An 18,032-nucleotide genomic window follows, 5' to 3' on the forward strand; every position below is an offset into this window, starting at 1 on the left:
CCTCGTGTGCGCTTTCCCCTCTGGGCTCAGGTTAGTGGCATATGTGAGTAATAGTCGGGAACAACCCGCCTGACTCCGCCTCGCCCCCGCCGGTCGTCGTCTCGTCCCGCCGCCCGTCGTCCGTCGAGGAGCACCAGTGGTAACAAACGACTCGCCTGTCGTACCCCCACTGCGGACCGCCCCCACCCCGCGCCCGGTCCGCGGCCGCCTCATCCTGCTCGGACCGGCGTTCGTGGCGGCGGTCGCCTACGTCGACCCCGGCAACTTCGCCACCAACTCCACCGCCGGGGCGCAGTACGGGTACCTGCTGGTCTGGGTGGTGGTGGCGGCGAACCTGGCCGCCATGCTGGTGCAGACGCTCACCGCCAAGCTCGGCCTGGCCACCGGGCGCAGCCTGCCCGAACTGTGCCGGGAGCACCTGCCCCGGCCGCTCAACCGGGTCATGTGGGCGCAGGCCGAACTGGTCGCCATGGCCACCGACCTGGCCGAGGTGATCGGCGGGGCGGTCGCGCTGTACCTGCTGTTCGGCGTCCCGTTGCTGCCCGGCGGCCTGATCATCGGCGCCGCCTCGTTCGCCGTCCTGGCGCTGCGCGCCAGGGGTTTCCGGTCGTTCGAGATCGCCATCGCCGTGCTGCTCAGCGTGATCGTGCTGGCGTTCGCGGTCAACCTGGTCAGCGCGCAACCGGACGTGTCCGACGCCGCGGCCGGCCTGCTGCCCCGGATGCAGGGCACCGACAGCATGCTGCTCGCCGCCGGCATCCTCGGCGCGACGGTGATGCCGCACGTCATCTACGTGCACTCGGCGCTGACCCCGAACCGCCTGCCCGCCGAGGGCGAGACGCAGCGGCGGGTGATCGCCAAGGGCCTGCGGATCGACGTGCTGATCGCGCTGGGCGTCGCCGGCGCGGTCAACCTGGCCATGCTGCTGGTCGCCGCGAGCAGCTTCCACGGCACCTCGATCCCCGGCACCGACACCCTGGAAGGTGTGCACGCCGGGCTCGCCACCACGCTCGGCACGGCCGCGGCGGTCGGCTTCGCCATCGCCCTGCTTCTGTCCGGTCTCGCCTCCACGAGCGTCGGCACGTACGCCGGCGAGATCATCATGCAGGGCTTCCTGCGCCGCCGGATCCCGCTGCTGATCCGCCGGATGATCACGCTGCTGCCCGCGCTGGTGGTGCTCGCGATCGGCGTGGACCCGACCCGCGCGCTGGTGCTGTCCCAGGTGGTGCTGAGCTTCGGCATCCCGTTCGCGCTGATCCCGGTGGTGCTGTTCACGCGCCGCCGGGACCTGATGGGCAGCCTGGTCAACCGCCGGGCCACCACCGCCGCCGCGGTGGCGATCACCGCGTTCGTGGTGGCGCTCAACGCGTTCCTGCTCTGGCAACTGGCGGGCTGAGACACACCCGCGCCCGTCCGGCCTGTGCGGCGGGACGGGCGCGGGTGATCGGGGCTCAGGCGGCCAGGTACTTCTCCAGGTCGTCCAGGATCTTGTTGGCGGCGCCCACGCCGATGCCGGTCATCCAGATCTCGTCGGAGACCACGTGCGCCTTGCCGGCCTTGACCGCGGACAGGCCCTTCCACAGCGTGCCCCCGGTGACCTTGGCCTGCTCGGCGGCGGCCTTCTCGCCGTACGCGGTCACGAACACCACGTCGCCGTCGGCCTCGGCGATGCGCTCCGGGCTGACCCGGTCCATCCGCTTGTCCTCCTTGCCGGCGAGCATCTGCCGCTCGGGGCGGCCCAGGCCGGTGTCGCCGACGACGATGCCGGAGAACGAGTCCGGCCCGTACAGGCGGATCTCGGTCGGCATGAAGCGCACGATGGAGACCTTGCGGGACGCGGCGTCGCCGAGCTTCGCGCCGAAGTCCTTCGCCCGCTTCTCGTACTCGGCCAGCAGGTCCTTGGCCTGCTGCTCCTTGCCCAGCGCCGCGCCGTCGAGGAGGAAGTTCTCCTTCCAGGTGATGCCGACCTTCTCGGTGAAGACGGTCGGGGCGATCTTGGACAGCTCGTCGTAGAACTTCTCCTGGCGGAACTTGCTGCCCAGGATGAGATCCGGGTTGAGCGCGTTGATCGCCTCCAGGTCCGGCTCGGTGAGCACGCCGACCTCGGTGATGCCGGCGAGCTTGTCCGCGCCGAAGTAGGTGGGCCAGCTCTTCGCCTCACCGGCGGTGGCCGCGCCGACCGGGGTGACGCCGAGCGACAGCGCGGTGTCGATCTTGTCGGTGTCGAGCACGACCACGCGCTTCGGCTCGGCCGGCACCTTCGTGGTGCCCATGGCGTGGGTGATCTCCCGGGTCTCCCCGGTGCCGGCGCCGCCGACGGGATCGCTCTCCCCGCAGGCGGTGAGACCGACGCCGAGGGCGAGCGCGGCGGTGAGTGCGACGGCGAGACGACGCATGGTGTTCCTTTCGGTGGTGCGGGTCGGCGCGCTCAGGCGTCGCCGACAGGGGCGCCGGCCGTGGCCGGCGTGACGGCCGGAGCGGCCGAGGTCTGAGTGGGGCCGGCCTGGGCGGGCGCGGTCCGGGTGGACCCGGTCTGGGTGAGGGCCGGCACCACGAGCGGGGCGCCGCTGACCGGGCAGGGCACGACCACGCAGTCCAGCCCGAACACGTCGCGGACCAGGTCCGCGGTGAGGATCTCGCGCGGCTTGCCGGCGGCCACCACCGCGCCGTCGCGCATGGCGATCAGGTGGTCGGCGTACCGGGCCGCCTGGTTGAGGTCGTGCAGCACGGCCACCACGGTGCGGCCGCGTTCGGCGCGCAGCCGGTGCAGCAGGTCCAGCACCTCCACCTGGTGGGCCAGGTCGAGGAACGTGGTCGGCTCGTCCAGCAGCAGCGCGTCGGTGTCCTGGGCCAGCGTCATCGCGATCCACACCCGCTGGCGCTGCCCGCCGGAGAGCGTGTCCACGGGACGGTCGGCGAGCGCGCTGACGTCGGCCAGCCGCATGGCCTCCTCGACCGCCCGCCCGTCCTCGGCCGACCACTGCCGCCACCACCGCTGGTAGGGCTGGCGTCCGCGCCCGACCAGGTCGGCCACGGTGATCCCCTCGGGCACCAGCGGGCTCTGCGGCAGCACGCCGAGCCGCCGGGCCACGTCCCGGGTCGGCAGGTCGCGGATCGCCGCGCCGTCGAGCAGCACCGCGCCGCGCCGGGGCGTGAGCAACCGGGCCATCGTGCGCAGTAGCGTCGACTTGCCGCAGGCGTTCGGTCCGACGATCACGGTGAACGTGTCGGCCGGCAGGTCGAGGTCGAGTCCGTCCAGCACGGTGCGGCCCTCGTAGCCGACGACCAGGTCGCGGGTGGACAGCAGCGCGGTCACGACCGCCTCCCTCGGGTGCGGAGCAGCACGAAGATCAGGTACGGCCCGCCGATCGCCGCGGTGAGCACGCCGGCCGGCAGTTGGGTCGGCGCCAGCAGCCGGCGGGCGCCCAGGTCCGCGAGGACGAGCAGCAACGCGCCCAGCAGCGCGGCGCAGAGCAGCGGCGGACGCTCGGCGCGGACCAGCCGGCGGGCCACCTGCGGGGCCACCAGCGCGACGAAGTCGACGGCGCCGACCTGGGCGGTGACCATCGCGGCGGCCAGCACACCGGTGCCGGCCAGGCCGATCCGCCGGGCCACCGGCCGCAGGCCGATCCCCCGCGCGGTGTCGTCGTCGAGTGCGCTGCTGCGCAGCGCCCACCCGGCCCAGAGCAGCACCGGCAGCAGCACGGCGAGCGTGCCGGCGATCCAGGCCGCCTCGCTCCACCCCTTGCCGGCGAGCGTGCCGATCAGCCAGATCTGGGCGCGCAGCCCGTCGATCGGGTCGGCGGTGAGCATGACCACCTCGATCAGCGCCCGGAACGCGAACGCCACCGCCACACCGGCGAGCACGAACCGCTGGGCCGCCAGGCCGTGCCGGGCGCCGAGCGCGAACACCGCGACCGCCGCGGCCAGGCCGCCGAGCAGCGCCGCCGGCGCCACCAGAACCGCCGCGGCGCCGCTGGTCAGCGCGATCGTCGCGGCCAGCCCGGCGCCCTGGGTGACGCCGATGACGTCGGGGCTGGCCAGCGGGTTGCGGGCCACGCTCTGGATCAGCGTGCCGGCCACGCCGAAGGCCGCCCCGGCCACCGCCGCGAGGACCGCGCGAGGCAGTCGCAGGTCGCGCACCACGAGGTCGTACGGGGTACCCGCGCCGGAGAGCGACCGCACCACGTCGACGGGGGCGACGTACGGCGTACCCAGCGACAGGCTGACCACCACGGCAAGGGAGAGCAGCACGAACAGCACCACCGCCACCACGACCGGCCGCCACCGGAACGGCACCACGACGGCTCCGACACGCAGCACCCCGCGCCCGCGCGGCCTGCCTCCCCCACCTCGTTGATCTTGCGCTTCGGGCCCTTGAGGTGCCCGAAATGTCCCGTCCGCCGGGGCAGCGAGTGCAAGATCGCGGGGGTGGGGGGCGGGGCGGGTCATGTCGTTACCGTCTTGGCTCGGTGGACCAGGAAGGCCAGGAGGGGCGCGCCGAGCAGGGCCGTGATGATGCCGGCGGGGATCTCGCCGGGCGGGGCGACGAGGCGGCCGGCCACGTCGGCCGTGAGCAGCAGCGCGGGGCCGAGCAGGGCGGCGACCAGGAGCGTCCACCGCTGGTCCGCGCCGACGAGCGCCCGGGCCAGGTGCGGCACGGCCAGCCCGACGAAGGCGATCGGCCCGGCGGCGGCCACCGCGGCGCCGGTGAGCAGCACCCCACCGGCCCCGGCGGCGATCCGGACCAGGGCGACCCGGTGCCCGAGTCCCCGGGCCACGTCGTCGCCGAGCGCGAGGGCGTCCAGGCCACGGGCGGCGAGCGCGGCCAGCAGCACCCCGGCCACCACGAACGGCAGCACCTGCCCGGCCACGCCGACATCCCGGCCGGTCAGCCCGCCGACCACCCAGAAGCGGTACTCCTCGAACGTGCGGGCGTCGATGCTGAGCAGCGCGTACACCAGGGCGCCGAGACCGGCGTCGAGGGCCGCGCCGACGAGCGCGAGGGTGACCGGGCTGGCGCCCTCGCGGGCGCGGTTGGCGACGGCGAACACGAGCAGCCCGGTGAGCAGCGCGCCGGCGATGCCGAACCAGACGTACCCGGCGAGCGTGCCCACCCCGAACACGGCGATGGCCAGGACCACGCCGAACGAGGCTCCGGCGCTGATGCCGAGGATGCGCGGCTCGGCCAGCGGGTTGCGGGTGACCGCCTGGAACAGCACCCCGGCCAGCGCCAGCGCGAGGCCGACGACGAGCCCGAGGACGGTACGCGGCAGCCGCAGTTCCCGGACCACAGTGGTGGCGTCGCCGCCGTCCGGGGACACGAGCGCTTGCCAGACCTGGTCGACGGGAAGGTGCCGGCTGCCGAGCGCCAGGCTGGCGAGCAGCGCCAGCAGGAGCAGGAGTGCCGCCGCCACGGTGACCGCGACGCGGCGGACGGTGCCGCGGCGGCCGGGAGCCCCGGCCCGCGCGGGCCGGACGGCGACGGTGGTCACGAGGGGTTTCGCCTTCCGGTTAGGTGCGCCTTACCTTAGCTGACCTGCTAAGGCGTACCTGAGCGGGTTGCGCCTCCACCAGGGGGAGGCGCAAAGGTGGATGCCATGGACGGTGCGGAGCGCTACTCGATCGGTGACCTTGCCCGGCGGACCGGGCTGCCGGTGAAGACCATCCGGTTCTGGTCCGACCGCGGCATCGTGCCGCCCACCGACCGGGGACCGGCCGGTCAGCGCCGCTACGACGCGGCCGCGGTGGCCCGGCTCGACCTGGTACGGACATTACGCGAGTTGGGTGTGGACCTGCCCACCGTGCGCCGGGTGGTGACCCGGGAGATCACCCTGGCCGAGGTCGCCTCGGCGCACGCGGACGCGCTGACCGCGCAGATCCGGCTGCTGCGGACGCGCCGCGCGGTGCTCACGGTGATCGCCCGGCGCGGGGCCACCCCGTCCGAGGCCGACCTGCTGCACCGGCTGGCCGGCCTGGTCGCGCGGGAGCGACGGCGGCTGGCCGACGAGTTCCTCGACGCGGCGTTCGGCGGCCTGACCGATCCGGGGTTCGCGGGCATCCGCCGGTCGCTGACGCCGGAGCTGCCGGACGATCCGGACGACGCCCAGATCGAGGCGTGGGTGGAGCTGGCCGAGCTGGCTCTCGACCCGGGATTCCGGGCCGGGCTGCGCCGGCTGGCCGAGCAGCACGCGACGGACCGGGCCGGCGTCGAAGGCGTACGCAGGGACGTGGTCGCCGTGGTCCGGGAGGAGGTGGCCCCGGCGCTGGCCGCCGGTGTCGAGCCGGCCTCGCCCGGCGCCGATGCCGTCCTGGCCCGGGTCGCGGACCGGTACGCGCGACTCTGCGGCCGGCCGGACGACGCCGACCTGCGCCGGCGGATGCTGGACCGGTTGCGGACCGCGCGCGACCCTCGCCGCGAGCGGTACCTGGACCTGCTCTCGCTGGTCAACGGCTGGCCACCGGCCGAGAGCCTGGCGCCGGTGCTGGACTGGTCGATCCGGGCACTACAGGCCCGGCAGCACCTAGCCTGAGGTCATGCTATCCGACAGGCACACGGTGGTGCTCCTGGTCCGCCCGGACGACGCGCCGGAGCTGCCGCAGGACGCCCTCGACCGGATCCAGGACGCCCACCTGGCACACCAGGCCGGGCTGGTGGAGCAGGGCGCGGTGCTCGCGGCGGGGCCGTTCCTGGACGGCGACGACGGGCGCGTCCGCGGTTTCGTGGTGCTGTCGGTGGACCCGCAGATGGCCCGTGAGCTGTACGCCAACGACCCGGCGGTCCGCGCGGGCCGGCTCGTCGCGCAGGTCAGCAGCTGGATGGTGCCGGAGGGCCAGGTCCGCTTCGAGCAGGTGCCGGTGCCCCGCTCGATGCTGGAGGCCGCAGCCGGCGACTGAGCGTCGCGGCTCGGCCGCGGCGCGGGTCAGTCCTCGGCGGCCTGCCGGACTCCCGGCACCACAGGGGTGGGCCACAGCGGGGCACGCGGTCCGGCCGGCACCTCGACCTGCTGGTCCGACCAGACGTACGTCTCGGGCAGCAGGTCGGCGATCGGGACCGCGCGCAGCCCGTCGGGCGGGCCGACGATCACCCTGATCGACGGGAAGTAGTCGAGCAGCACCTGACGGCAGCGCCCGCACGGCGGCAGGACGCCCCGGCCCCGGTCCCCCACCGCGACGATGGCCTCCAGCTCACCCGCGCCCTGAGTCGCGGCGGCCCCGAGGGCCACCACCTCGGCGCACGGGCCGCCGGTGAAGTGGTAGACGTTGACGCCACTGAACACCCGGCCGTCGGTGCTGCGTACGGCGGCGGCGACGGTGTGGTTGTCGCTGCGGCAGCGCAGCTTCGCGACGGCGGTGGCGGCCTGCACGAGCGCCCGGTCGGTGTCCCGCATGATCATCCCCGCCCCTCGTCGGCCTCGTCCGTCGGCCTCGTCGGCGGCAACTTTATCCGGCGGGGACGCCCTGAACCGGGAGGGCACGCCCAGCGCCCGGTAACCCGGGGGCGGTCCGCCGCGCGGCTGCCTATCCTTGGCGACGACATGCAGAATCCAGCCGTACCCGCCGCCCCTGAGACCGCCCGCGACCTGCACCGCCGCCTCGCCCCCCTGATGTTCCGCGACCAGCGGCGGCTCCAGCGGCGGCTCGACGGCGTGCGCAAGCTGCGCGACCCGCAGCGGCGGGGGGCGGCGCTGGCCGAGATCGCGACCGAGGTGACCCGGGCCGAGGCGCGGCTGGAGTCCCGCCGCGCGGCCGTCCCGGCGATCACCTATCCGCCGCAGTTGCCGGTCAGCGAGCGCAAGGACGACATCGCCGCCGCGATCCGCGACCACCAGGTGGTGATCGTGGCCGGTGAGACCGGCTCCGGGAAGACGACCCAGCTTCCCAAGATCTGCCTGGAGCTGGGGCGCGGCATCACCGGCCTGATCGGGCACACCCAGCCCCGCCGGCTGGCGGCCCGCACGGTCGCCGACCGGATCGCCGACGAACTCGGTACGGAGCTGGGCGACGTGGTCGGCTACAAGGTGCGCTTCACCGACCAGGTGGGCGACAACAGCCTGGTCAAGCTGATGACCGACGGCATCCTGCTGGCCGAGTTGCAGAACGACCGGATGCTGCGGCAGTACGACACGCTGATCATCGACGAGGCGCACGAGCGCAGCCTCAACATCGACTTCATCCTCGGGTACCTCAGGCAGCTCCTGCCCCGCCGGCCCGACCTCAAGGTCGTCATCACGTCGGCAACCATCGAGACCGACCGGTTCGCGAAGCACTTCGCCGACGCCGACGGCAACCCGGCGCCGGTGGTCGAGGTGTCCGGGCGCACCTACCCGGTGGAGGTCCGCTACCGGCCGCTGGTCGAGGTCACCGAGGCCGAGGAGGAGGACGAGGCCGACGAGGAGAACGTCCGGGACCAGATCCAGGCCATCGGCGACGCGGTCGAGGAACTGGCCGCCGAGGGGCCCGGCGACATCCTGGTGTTCCTCAGCGGCGAGCGGGAGATCCGGGACACCGCCGACGCGCTGGGCAAGCTGGTGCAGAAGAAGCGGTCGCTGCTCGGCACCGAGATCCTGCCGCTGTACGCCCGGCTCTCCACCGCCGAGCAGCACCGGGTCTTCGCCGCGCACAGCAACCGCCGGGTGGTGCTGGCCACGAACGTCGCGGAGACCTCGCTGACGGTGCCCGGCATCAAGTACGTGGTGGACCCGGGTACGGCCCGGATCTCCCGCTACTCCAGCCGGCTCAAGGTGCAGCGGCTGCCGATCGAGCCGGTCTCGCAGGCCAGCGCCAACCAACGCAAGGGCCGCTGCGGGCGTACCTCCGACGGCATCTGCATCCGCCTCTACGACGAGCAGGACTTCGACTCCCGCCCCGAGTTCACCGACCCGGAGATCCTGCGGACCAACCTGGCCTCGGTCATCCTCCAGATGACGTCGATCGGGCTCGGCGACGTCGCGGCGTTCCCGTTCATCGACCCGCCGGACCGGCGCAACGTCACCGACGGCGTGAACCTGCTGCACGAGCTGGGCGCGCTCGACCCGGCCGAGACCGACCCGGCGAAGCGGCTCACCGCGCTGGGCCGGCGGCTGGCCCAGCTCCCTGTCGACCCCCGGCTGGCCCGGATGGTCCTCGAGGGCGAGCGCAACGGCTGCGCCACCGAGGTCGTGGTGATCGCCGCCGCGCTGTCCATCCAGGACCCGCGCGAACGCCCGGCCGACAAGCAGGCCCAGGCCGACCAGGCGCACGCCCGGTTCGCCGACAAGGAGTCCGACTTCGTCGCGTACCTGAACCTGTGGCGCTACCTGCGGGAGAAGCAGCGGGAGCTGTCGTCCAGCGCGTTCCGCCGGATGTGCAAGGCCGAATACCTCAACTACCTTCGCGTACGCGAGTGGCAGGACATCGTCAGCCAGTTGCGCCAGGTGCTGCGTACCTCGGACAAGGGTGAGGGCCGGCGCGGCGCCGACCTGCCGGAGGAGATCGACACCCCGAAGGTGCACCAGTCGCTGCTGCCCGGCCTGCTGTCGCACCTCGGCCTCAAGGACGCGCAGAAACACGAGTACCTGGGCGCGCGCGGCGCGAAGTTCGCGGTCTTCCCCGGGTCGGCGTTGTTCAAGAAGCCGCCGCGCTGGGTGATGGCGGCGGAGCTGGTGGAGACGTCCCGGCTGTGGGGCCGGGTGGCCGGTCGGGTCGAGCCGGAATGGGTCGAGCCGCTGGCCCAGCACCTGGTGAAGCGCAGCTACAGCGAGCCGCACTGGGAGAAGAAGCAGGCCGCGGTGATGGCCTACGAGAAGGTCACGCTGTACGGCATCCCGATCGTCACCTCCCGCAAGGTGAACTTCGGGCGGATCGACCCGGTGCTGAGCCGGGAGCTGTTCATCAGGCACGCCCTGGTGGAGGGCGACTGGCAGACCCACCACCAGTTCTGGCGGGACAACCAGAAGCTGCTGACCGAGATCGAGGAACTGGAGAACCGGGCCCGGCGCCGCGACATCCTGGTCGACGACGAGACCATCTTCGCCTTCTACGACCAGCGTGTCCCCGCCGACGTGGTCTCCGGCCGGCACTTCGACTCGTGGTGGAAGAAGACCCGCCGGGAACGGCCCGACCTGCTCACGTTCACCCGCGAACTGCTCGTCAACGCCGGCCGGGGCGGGGTGGACGAGGAGGACTTCCCGGACGAGTGGCGGGCCGACGGCGTGACGCTGCCGCTGACGTACACGTTCGACCCGACCGCGCCCACCGACGGCGTCACTGTGGACATCCCGTTGCCGCTGCTCAACCAGGTGCCGGCGGAGAGCTTCGACTGGCAGGTGCCGGGGCTGCGCGAGGAGCTGGTGATCGCACTGATCCGGTCGCTGCCCAAGCCGGTACGGCGCAACTTCGTGCCGGTGCCCGACTACGCCCGCGCCGCGCTGGCCGCGATCACCCCGGGTGAGGAGCCGCTGCTCACGGCGCTGACCCGGCAGCTGCGCCGGATGACCGGGGTGACCGTCCCGGCGGACGCGTGGGACCTGAGCCGGCTGCCGCCGCACCTGCGGGTCACGTTCCGGGTGCTCGGCGACGACGACAAGCCGGTCGCCGAGGGCAAGGACCTGCCGGCCTTGCAACGCGAGCTGCGCCAGGAGGTACGCCAGGTCGTGGCGGCCGCCGCACCCGACGTGGCCCGGACCGGGCTGACCGAGTGGTCCGTCGGCGCGCTGCCGCGCACCATCGAGCAGGTACGCGCCGGCTTCGCGGTGACCGCGTACCCGGCACTGGTGGACGAGGGCACGACGGTCGGGGTGAAGGTGTTCGACTCCGCCGCCGAGCAGGAGGCGGCGCACTGGGCGGGCACCCGGCGGCTGCTGCGGCTGACGCTGCCGTCACCGGCGAAGTTCCTGCAGGGGCGGCTGAGCAACGAGGCAAAGCTGGCGCTGTCCCGCAACCCGCACGGCAGCGTGCCGGAGCTGATCGAGGACGCGGCCGGCGCGGCGATCGACAAGCTGATCGGTGACGCCGGCGGCCCGGCCTGGGACGCCGAGGGCTTCGCCGCGCTGCGCGACACGGTCCGCGCGGACCTGGTGGACACCGTGGTCGAGGTGATGGAGCGGGTCCGGCGCGTGCTGGCCGCCGGGTACGCGGTGGAGCAGCGGCTCGGCGCCACCCGGAACCTCGCGGTGGTGGCCGCCCTGGCCGACATCCGCAACCAGCTCACCGGCCTGGTGCACAAGGGCTTCGTGACCGAGACGGGATACGCGCGCCTGCCCGACCTGCTGCGCTACCTGACCGCGATCGAGCGGCGGCTGGACCGGTTGCCGGGCAACCCGCAGCGGGACAAACAGCAGCAGGACCGGGTCGCCGTGGTGCAGAAGGAGTACCAGGACATGCTCGCCGCGCTGCCCCCGGCCCGGCGCCAGGAGGCGGCGGTCCGCCAGATCCGCTGGATGATCGAGGAGCTGCGGGTGAACGTCTTCGCCCAGGCCCTCGGCACCCCCTACCCCGTGTCGGAGCAGCGCATCTACCGAGCCATGGACGACGCCGAGTCCCGCTGACCCGGAGCCCCCGTCGATCTTGCACTTTGCGCCCCCGCGCCGAGGCTTTCGCACCTTTCGCCGGGGCCGAATGTGCAAGATCGGCGCGGCGAGGCGGTGGGGCGGCGGAGGCGGGGCGGGGAGGCGGGGCGGGAGGGCGGGGCTACAAGGGCTCTACGCCCGGGGGGAGTTCGGCGGTGGCGGTGGCGTCGTGGACGTACTCCAGGAGGATGCGGCGCAGCTCGCGCCCGGCGTGGGTGGGCACCACGTCGCGGCGGCGGGCCACCGCGATGGTCCGGCGGACGCCGGGCGGGACGAGCCGGGTGACCCGGATTCCGGGGCGGCGGGCCACCACGATGCCGGGCACCAGCGCGACGCCGAGCCCGGCCTCGACGAAGCTGAGCACCGCGTCCATCTCCCCGCCGTCGACGGACAGGGCCGGCTCGAATCCGGCCGCCCGGCACGCCTGGAGCGTGGCGTCGCGCAGGTCGTAGCCTTCGCGGAACATGACGAGCGGCTGGTCGCGCAGGTCGGCGATGCGCAGCTCCCCGGCTTCCGAGACGCCCGGCAGCGGGTCGACCGAGGCGACCACCAGGCTCTCCCGCAGGATCGGGTCGGCCCGCAACCCGGGGTCGGTGCCGGCCGACGGCATGATGATCAACGCGAGGTCGAGGTCGCCGCGGAGCAGGTCCCGGACGAGGTCCTGCGAGCCGCCCTCCTCCACGCGCAGGTCGATCGTGGGGTGCGCGTCGCGGAACCGGCGCAGCACCGGCGGGGCGAGCGAGGTGGCCAGGCTGGGTGTGGCGCCGAGCCGGACCCGGCCCCGGCGCAGCCCCACCAGCTCCTGCACCTCGCGGGTGGCGGTCTCCACGTCGGCGAGGATCCGCTTGGCCAGCGGCAGCAGCACCTCACCGGCAGCGGTCAGTGTGATGTTGCCCCTTACCCGTTCGAACAACGGGGCCCCCAGGTCGGTCTCCAGCGCGTGAATTTGCTTACTCAACGAGGGCTGGGTTATGCCGACAAGATCGGCTGCCTGGGTGAAATGTCGTACTTCGGCGACCGCTACGAAGTACCGAAGCTGATGGAGCTGCATCTACATAGCTTACGGCTATCAACACTGCGATTTCGATGCATTGGACGCCTGATCGAAGTGCTCCTAGCGTCGACCGCGTGGTAATCACGAAAACTCGGTCGCCCATCCGCTCGAACGTCGGCCTCAAGGCCGTCATGGCGGTGACGGGCATCATCCTCGTGCTGTTCCTGATCGCGCACATGCTCGGCAACCTGAAGATCTTCACGGGCGAGACGGCGTTCGACCACTACGCGCACTGGCTGCGCGACATCGGCACGCCACTGCTGCCGACGACGTGGTTCCTGTGGATCCAGCGCGCGGTGCTCACCCTGGCCGTCCTCGGGCACATCGGCGCGGCCACCGTGCTCGCGATGCGGTCCCGGGCCGCGCGCCCGGTGCGGTACGCGCACCGCCGCAAGATCCACGTGAACTACGCGGCCCGCACGATGCGCTGGGGTGGTGTGATCATCCTGCTCTTCGTGATCTACCACATCCTCGACCTGACCACGGGTCACCTGAACCCGCAGGGCGACCCGGCCAACCCGTACGGCAACGTGGTCGCCGGCTTCGCGCCGGAACGCTGGTACGTCACGCTCTTCTACACCCTCGCGCTGGTGACCCTCGGCTTCCACCTGCGCCACGGCGCGTTCAGCGCGTTCCGCAGCCTCGGCCAGCAGACCCCGAAGGGCGAGCAGCGGGCCAAGATCGCCGCGCTCGTCTTCGCCGTCGCGCTCGTCGGCGGCTACCTGCTGGTCCCGTTCGCCGTGATCACCGGATTGGTGTCCTGACATGGATCTGTACCGCGAAGGCGACCCGATCGCCGACACCCGGGCCCCGGACGGCCCGATCGAGACGCGGTGGGAGCGCCACCGCTTCGAGATGAAGCTGGTCAACCCGGCCAACCGCCGCAAGATGACGGTGATCGTGGTCGGCACCGGCCTGGCCGGCGGCTCCGCCGCCGCCACCCTGGCCGAGCAGGGCTACCGGGTGCGGTCCTACTGCTATCAGGACAGCCCGCGCCGGGCCCACTCGATCGCCGCGCAGGGTGGCATCAACGCCGCCAAGAACTACCGCAACGACGGCGACTCGGTGCACCGCCTGTTCTACGACACGGTCAAGGGCGGCGACTTCCGCTCCCGCGAGTCGAACGTGCACCGGCTGGCCGAGGTGTCGGTGAACATCATCGACCAGTGCGTGGCCCAGGGCGTGCCGTTCGCCCGCGAGTACGGCGGCCTGCTCGACACCCGCTCCTTCGGCGGCGCGCAGGTGCAGCGCACCTTCTACGCCCGGGGCCAGACGGGCCAGCAGCTGCTGCTCGGCGCGTACCAGGCGCTGGAGCGGCAGATCGGCCTGGGCAACGTGGAGATGAACGCCCGCCACGAGATGCTCGAGCTGGTGATCGTCGACGGCCGGGCGCGCGGCATCGTGGTCCGCGACATGGTCACCGGCGAGATCAGCACCGAGATGGCCGACGCGGTAGTGCTCGCCACCGGCGGGTACGGCAACGTCTTCTACCTCTCCACGAACGCCAAGGGCTGCAACGTCACCGCCTCGTGGCGGGCGCACCGCAAGGGCGCGTACTTCGCCAACCCCTGCTACACGCAGATCCACCCGACCTGCATCCCGGTCTCCGGCGACCACCAGTCGAAGCTGACCCTGATGAGCGAGTCGCTGCGCAACGACGGCCGGGTGTGGGTGCCCAAGGCCAAGGGCGACCAGCGCAGCCCCCGGGAGATCCCCGAGGACGAGCGGGACTACTACCTGGAGCGGATCTACCCGTCCTTCGGCAACCTGGTCCCCCGCGACATCGCCTCCCGCGCCGCAAAGAACGTCTGTGACGAGGGGCGCGGCGTCGGCCCGACCGGGCTCGGCGTCTACCTGGACTTCGCCGACGCGATCAACCGGCTCGGCCGCAAGGCCATCGAGGCCAAGTACGGCAACCTCTTCGAGATGTACGAGCGGATCACCGGCGAGGACCCGTACGAGGTCCCGATGCGGATCTACCCCGCCGTGCACTACACGATGGGTGGCCTCTGGGTCGACTACGACCTGCAGTCGAGCATCCCCGGCCTGTTCGTGATCGGTGAGGCCAACTTCTCCGACCACGGCGCGAACCGGCTCGGCGCCTCGGCGCTGATGCAGGGCCTGGCGGACGGCTACTTCGTGCTGCCGAACACGCTCGCCAACTACCTGGCCTCCTCCGGCCCGCTGGACAAGGTCGACGCGAGCCACCCCGAGGCGGTCGCGGCGCGGACCGACGTCGAGGACCGGATCAAGCGGCTGCTGGCGATCAACGGCGACCGCACCGTGGACTCGTTCCACCGCGAGCTGGGCCAGATCATGTGGGAGCACTGCGGCATGGAGCGCTCCGAGGCCGGGCTGCGCAAGGCGATCGACGAGATCCGCGCGCTGCGCGAGCAGTTCTGGCAGCGGGTGCGCGTCCCGGGCGACGGCGAGGGTCTCAACCAGTCGCTGGAGAAGGCCGGCCGGGTGGCCGACTTCTTCGAGCTGGCCGAGCTGATGTGCATCGACGCCCTGCACCGCGAGGAGTCCTGCGGCGGCCACTTCCGGGCCGAGCACCAGACGCCCGACGGCGAGGCGCAGCGCGACGACGACCGGTTCGCCTACGTGGCGGCCTGGGAGTACACCGGCACCGGTGAGCCCGTGCTGCACAAGGAAGACCTGACCTTCGAATACGTCCACCCCACGCAGCGGAGCTACAAGTGAACCTGACCCTGCGCATCTGGCGCCAGACCGGCCCCGAGGACAAGGGTCGGATGGTGACCTACCCGGTGCAGGACGTGTCGCCGGACATGTCCTTCCTGGAGATGCTCGACGTACTGAACGAGCGGCTGATCCTCGACGGCGAGGAGCCCGTGGCGTTCGACCACGACTGCCGCGAGGGCATCTGCGGCATGTGCAGCCTCATGATCAACGGTGAGGCGCACGGCCCGCAGCGCGGCACCACCGCCTGCCAGCTGCACATGCGGCAGTTCTCCGACGGCGACACGATCGACATCGAGCCGTGGCGGGCCCGCGCCTTCCCGGTCGTCAAGGACCTGGTGGTCAACCGCAACGCGTTCGACCAGATCATCGCCGCCGGCGGCTACGTCACCGCGCCGACCGGCAGCGCCCCGGAGGCGCACTCGGTGCCGGTGCCGAAGGCCGACGCGGACGCCGCGTTCGAGTCGGCTGCCTGCATCGGCTGCGGCGCCTGCGTGGCGGCCTGCCCGAACGGCTCCGGCATGCTGTTCACCGCCGCGAAGATCACCCAGCTCTCGCTGCTGCCGCAGGGCCAGCCGGAGCGCTACACCCGGGTGATCGGCATGGTGGACGCGCACGACGAGGCCGGCTTCGGCGGCTGCACCAACATCGGCGAGTGCGCGGCGGCCTGCCCGAAGGGCATCCCGCTGAACACCATCGGCCGGCTCAACCGGGACTACCTGAAGGCCACGGCCAAACGCTCCGGCTCCTGACCGGACACCGCACGACAGACGCGACCGCCGCGCCCCGCATCCGGGCGCGGCGGTCGCGCTCGCATCGGGGTACGCCCCGGCGATTGGTACGGTGAAGCGCCAGCCGCGTCACCGTCTCCCCCGGGAGGGCACCCATGGCCCGGACCGCTCCCCCGCAGGCGTCCTCCCCCGAGGTGGGTCACGCCGGACCGGCCGGCCCGCCGGAGTCGCTGCTGGAACGCGCCTTCACCGAGGCGCTGCACAGCCCCGGCGACAGCGACGAGGTCGCGACCCGGATCCTCGACGCCGCCTACGAGCAGTTCTGCCGGATGGGCATCCGCCGCTCCACCATGGAGGACGTGGCCCGCCGGGCGGGCGTCTCCCGGATCACCGCGTACCGCCGGTTCGCCACCAAGGACCGGCTGGTCGAGCAGGTGGTCCGCCGCGAGTTCCGGCGCTACTTCGACCGGTTCCTGGTCGACATCCAGCAGGCGGAGACGGTCGGTGACCGGGTGGTGCTGGGCTTCGTCAGCGCGCTGGACGCGATCCGCCGCAACCCGCTGATCGGCGGGCTGATGAGCGTCGAACCGGACGTGCTCATCCCCTCGATGATCAGCGACGGTGGGCGGACGCTGGCCACCGTGCAGCGGTTCGTCGCCGGGCAGCTGCGCCGCGAGCAGCGCGCCGGCACCATCGCCGCCACAGTCGACGTGGAGGTGGTGGCCGAGCTGATGACCCGGCTGTCCTGCTCCTTCCTGCTCACCCCGAGCCACGTCATCGACCTGGACGACGCCGACGAGCTGCGGCAGATGGCCCGCCGCTTCCTCGTACCGATGCTGGAGCCCGGCTCACAGGCCGAGTGACCGGCCGATCACCTCCTTCATGATCTCGGTGGTGCCGCCGTAGATGGTCTGCACGCGGGCGTCCAGGTAGGCACGGGCCACCGGGTACTCGCGCATGTAGCCGTAGCCGCCGTGCAGCTGCAGGCACCGGTCCACGACGCGCTGCTGCAACTCGGTGCACCACCACTTCGCCATGGCCGCCGTCTCCGCGCCCAGATCCGGCGCGACCAGGCACTGGTCCACGAAGACCCGGCCCAGACGCAGCTCGGTGGCGAGTTCGGCGAGCACGAACCGGTTGTGCTGGAAGCTGCCGATGGGACGGCCGAACGCCTGGCGCTGCCTGCAGTAGTCGAGCGTCTGCGCGAACACCGTCTCCGCGCCGGCGAGCGCCGCGACGGCTATGGACAGCCGTTCCAGCGGCAGGTTGCGCATCAGGTAGGCGAAGCCCTCGCCCTCCGTGCCGAGCAGGTTGGCCGCAGGTACGCGGACGTCGGCGAAGAACAGCTCGGCGGTGTCCTGCGCCTTCTGCCCGAGCTTGTCGAGGTTGCGGCCGCGCTCGAATCCGGGCATGCCGCGTTCGACCACGAGCAGGCTGATCCCCCGCCGCCCGGCGCCGGGGTCGGTACGGGCCACCACGATCACCAGGTCGGCCAGGATGCCGTTGCTGATGAACGTCTTCTGCCCGTTGAGGACCCAGTCGTCGCCGTCGCGTACCGCTGTGGTGGTGATGCCCTGAAGGTCGCTGCCGGCGCCCGGCTCGGACATGGCGATGGCGGTGACGATCTCGCCGGAGCAGAAGCCCGGCAGCCAGCGCTGCTTCTGCTCCTCGGTGGTCAGGTCGGTCAGGTACGGACCGATGATGTCGTTGTGCAGCCCGAACGCGGGACCGCTCGCGCCGGCCCGGGCGAGTTCCTCGGTCAGGACGGCGTGGAACCGCCGGTCGGTCACCCCGGCGCCGCCGTACCGTTCGTCGACGAAGAAGCCGAGCAGCCCGGCGGCGCCGGCGGCCCGCCACACGCCGCGGTCGACGATGCCGTCGGCCTCCCAGCGCTCGTGATGCGGGGTGATCTCCTTGTCGATGAACGCGCGCACCAGTTCGGCGAACGCGAGATGGTCGGCGGTGAAGATCGCGCGGTCCATGTCAGCTCCCTCCCCG

15 protein-coding genes are annotated in these 18,032 nt (G+C 72.4%); 8 read left to right on the plus strand and 7 right to left on the minus strand.

Features of this window, described 5'->3' with window-relative positions; genetic code table 11:
- Window positions 1-136 precede the first annotated feature (136 nt).
- The gene (locus tag O7607_RS02300; RefSeq protein ID WP_269700656.1) at window positions 137-1,396 is read left to right on the plus strand and encodes an Nramp family divalent metal transporter; all 1,260 of its coding nucleotides are present in this window, start codon (window positions 137-139) and stop codon (window positions 1,394-1,396) included.
- A 55-nt stretch (window positions 1,397-1,451) separates the two neighbouring features.
- Here O7607_RS02300 and O7607_RS02305 read toward each other — a convergent pair whose 3' ends face one another.
- The 4 genes from O7607_RS02305 to O7607_RS02320 form a co-directional block, all read right to left on the minus strand.
- A complete protein-coding gene (locus O7607_RS02305) occupies window positions 1,452-2,396 on the minus strand; it encodes an ABC transporter substrate-binding protein (RefSeq protein WP_043325074.1) in 945 nt (314 codons plus the stop codon).
- A 32-nt stretch (window positions 2,397-2,428) separates the two neighbouring features.
- Window positions 2,429-3,316, minus strand: a complete 888-nt coding sequence (locus tag O7607_RS02310; protein ID WP_269700658.1) for an ABC transporter ATP-binding protein — start codon at window positions 3,314-3,316, stop codon at window positions 2,429-2,431.
- The gene (locus O7607_RS02315) at window positions 3,313-4,323 is read right to left on the minus strand and encodes a FecCD family ABC transporter permease (RefSeq protein WP_269700660.1); all 1,011 of its coding nucleotides are present in this window, start codon (window positions 4,321-4,323) and stop codon (window positions 3,313-3,315) included. Before O7607_RS02315 ends, O7607_RS02310 begins: the two co-directional genes overlap by 4 nt.
- Window positions 4,324-4,448: 125 nt before the next feature.
- On the minus strand, window positions 4,449-5,495 hold the full coding sequence (locus O7607_RS02320) for a FecCD family ABC transporter permease (RefSeq protein WP_269700662.1): 1,047 nt from the start codon (window positions 5,493-5,495) through the stop codon (window positions 4,449-4,451).
- 105 nt (window positions 5,496-5,600) lie between these two features.
- Here O7607_RS02320 and O7607_RS02325 point away from each other — a divergent pair, with 105 nt between their 5' ends.
- Window positions 5,601-6,533 carry a helix-turn-helix domain-containing protein gene (locus O7607_RS02325; RefSeq protein WP_269700663.1) on the plus strand — a complete coding sequence of 311 codons (933 nt, stop codon included), beginning with the start codon at window positions 5,601-5,603 and terminating at the stop codon, window positions 6,531-6,533.
- Between the two features lie 4 nt (window positions 6,534-6,537).
- Window positions 6,538-6,897 carry a YciI family protein gene (locus tag O7607_RS02330; protein ID WP_269700664.1) on the plus strand — a complete coding sequence of 120 codons (360 nt, stop codon included), beginning with the start codon at window positions 6,538-6,540 and terminating at the stop codon, window positions 6,895-6,897.
- Window positions 6,898-6,923: 26 nt separating this feature from the next.
- Here O7607_RS02330 and O7607_RS02335 read toward each other — a convergent pair whose 3' ends face one another.
- Window positions 6,924-7,397 (minus strand): cytidine deaminase family protein, encoded by a 474-nt coding sequence (locus tag O7607_RS02335; protein ID WP_269700665.1) that lies wholly within the window; start codon window positions 7,395-7,397, stop codon window positions 6,924-6,926.
- 141 nt (window positions 7,398-7,538) lie between these two features.
- Between O7607_RS02335 and hrpA the strand changes: the two genes are divergently transcribed.
- Window positions 7,539-11,528 carry an ATP-dependent RNA helicase HrpA gene (gene hrpA / locus O7607_RS02340; RefSeq protein ID WP_269700666.1) on the plus strand — a complete coding sequence of 1,330 codons (3,990 nt, stop codon included), beginning with the start codon at window positions 7,539-7,541 and terminating at the stop codon, window positions 11,526-11,528.
- A gap of 142 nt (window positions 11,529-11,670) precedes the next feature.
- Here hrpA and O7607_RS02345 read toward each other — a convergent pair whose 3' ends face one another.
- Complete coding sequence (locus tag O7607_RS02345) at window positions 11,671-12,600, minus strand: LysR family transcriptional regulator (RefSeq protein ID WP_269700667.1); 930 nt, start codon at window positions 12,598-12,600, stop codon at window positions 11,671-11,673.
- Window positions 12,601-12,635: 35 nt separating this feature from the next.
- Here O7607_RS02345 and O7607_RS02350 point away from each other — a divergent pair, with 35 nt between their 5' ends.
- The 4 genes from O7607_RS02350 to O7607_RS02365 all read left to right on the plus strand — a co-directional run bounded on the left by O7607_RS02350 (window position 12,636) and on the right by O7607_RS02365 (window position 16,897).
- On the plus strand, window positions 12,636-13,367 hold the full coding sequence (locus tag O7607_RS02350) for a succinate dehydrogenase cytochrome b subunit (RefSeq protein WP_269700668.1): 732 nt from the start codon (window positions 12,636-12,638) through the stop codon (window positions 13,365-13,367).
- Window position 13,368: 1 nt separating this feature from the next.
- Window positions 13,369-15,306: a fumarate reductase/succinate dehydrogenase flavoprotein subunit gene (locus tag O7607_RS02355; protein ID WP_269700669.1), complete on the plus strand. Its 1,938-nt coding sequence runs from the start codon at window positions 13,369-13,371 to the stop codon at window positions 15,304-15,306.
- A complete protein-coding gene (locus O7607_RS02360) occupies window positions 15,303-16,055 on the plus strand; it encodes a succinate dehydrogenase/fumarate reductase iron-sulfur subunit (protein ID WP_013285329.1) in 753 nt (250 codons plus the stop codon). The genes O7607_RS02355 and O7607_RS02360 overlap by 4 nt, the downstream gene beginning before the upstream one ends.
- 134 nt (window positions 16,056-16,189) lie before the next feature.
- Window positions 16,190-16,897, plus strand: a complete 708-nt coding sequence (locus tag O7607_RS02365) for a TetR/AcrR family transcriptional regulator (protein WP_269700670.1) — start codon at window positions 16,190-16,192, stop codon at window positions 16,895-16,897.
- On the opposite strand, the gene O7607_RS02370 is transcribed toward O7607_RS02365, so the two are convergent.
- Window positions 16,883-18,016, minus strand: a complete 1,134-nt coding sequence (locus tag O7607_RS02370) for an acyl-CoA dehydrogenase family protein (RefSeq protein WP_269700672.1) — start codon at window positions 18,014-18,016, stop codon at window positions 16,883-16,885. The genes O7607_RS02365 and O7607_RS02370 overlap by 15 nt on opposite strands.
- Window positions 18,017-18,032 lie beyond the last annotated feature (16 nt).

It is taken from the genome of Micromonospora sp. WMMA1949, assembly GCF_027460145.1.
In the GTDB taxonomy this organism is placed as follows: Bacteria; Actinomycetota; Actinomycetes; order Mycobacteriales; family Micromonosporaceae; genus Micromonospora.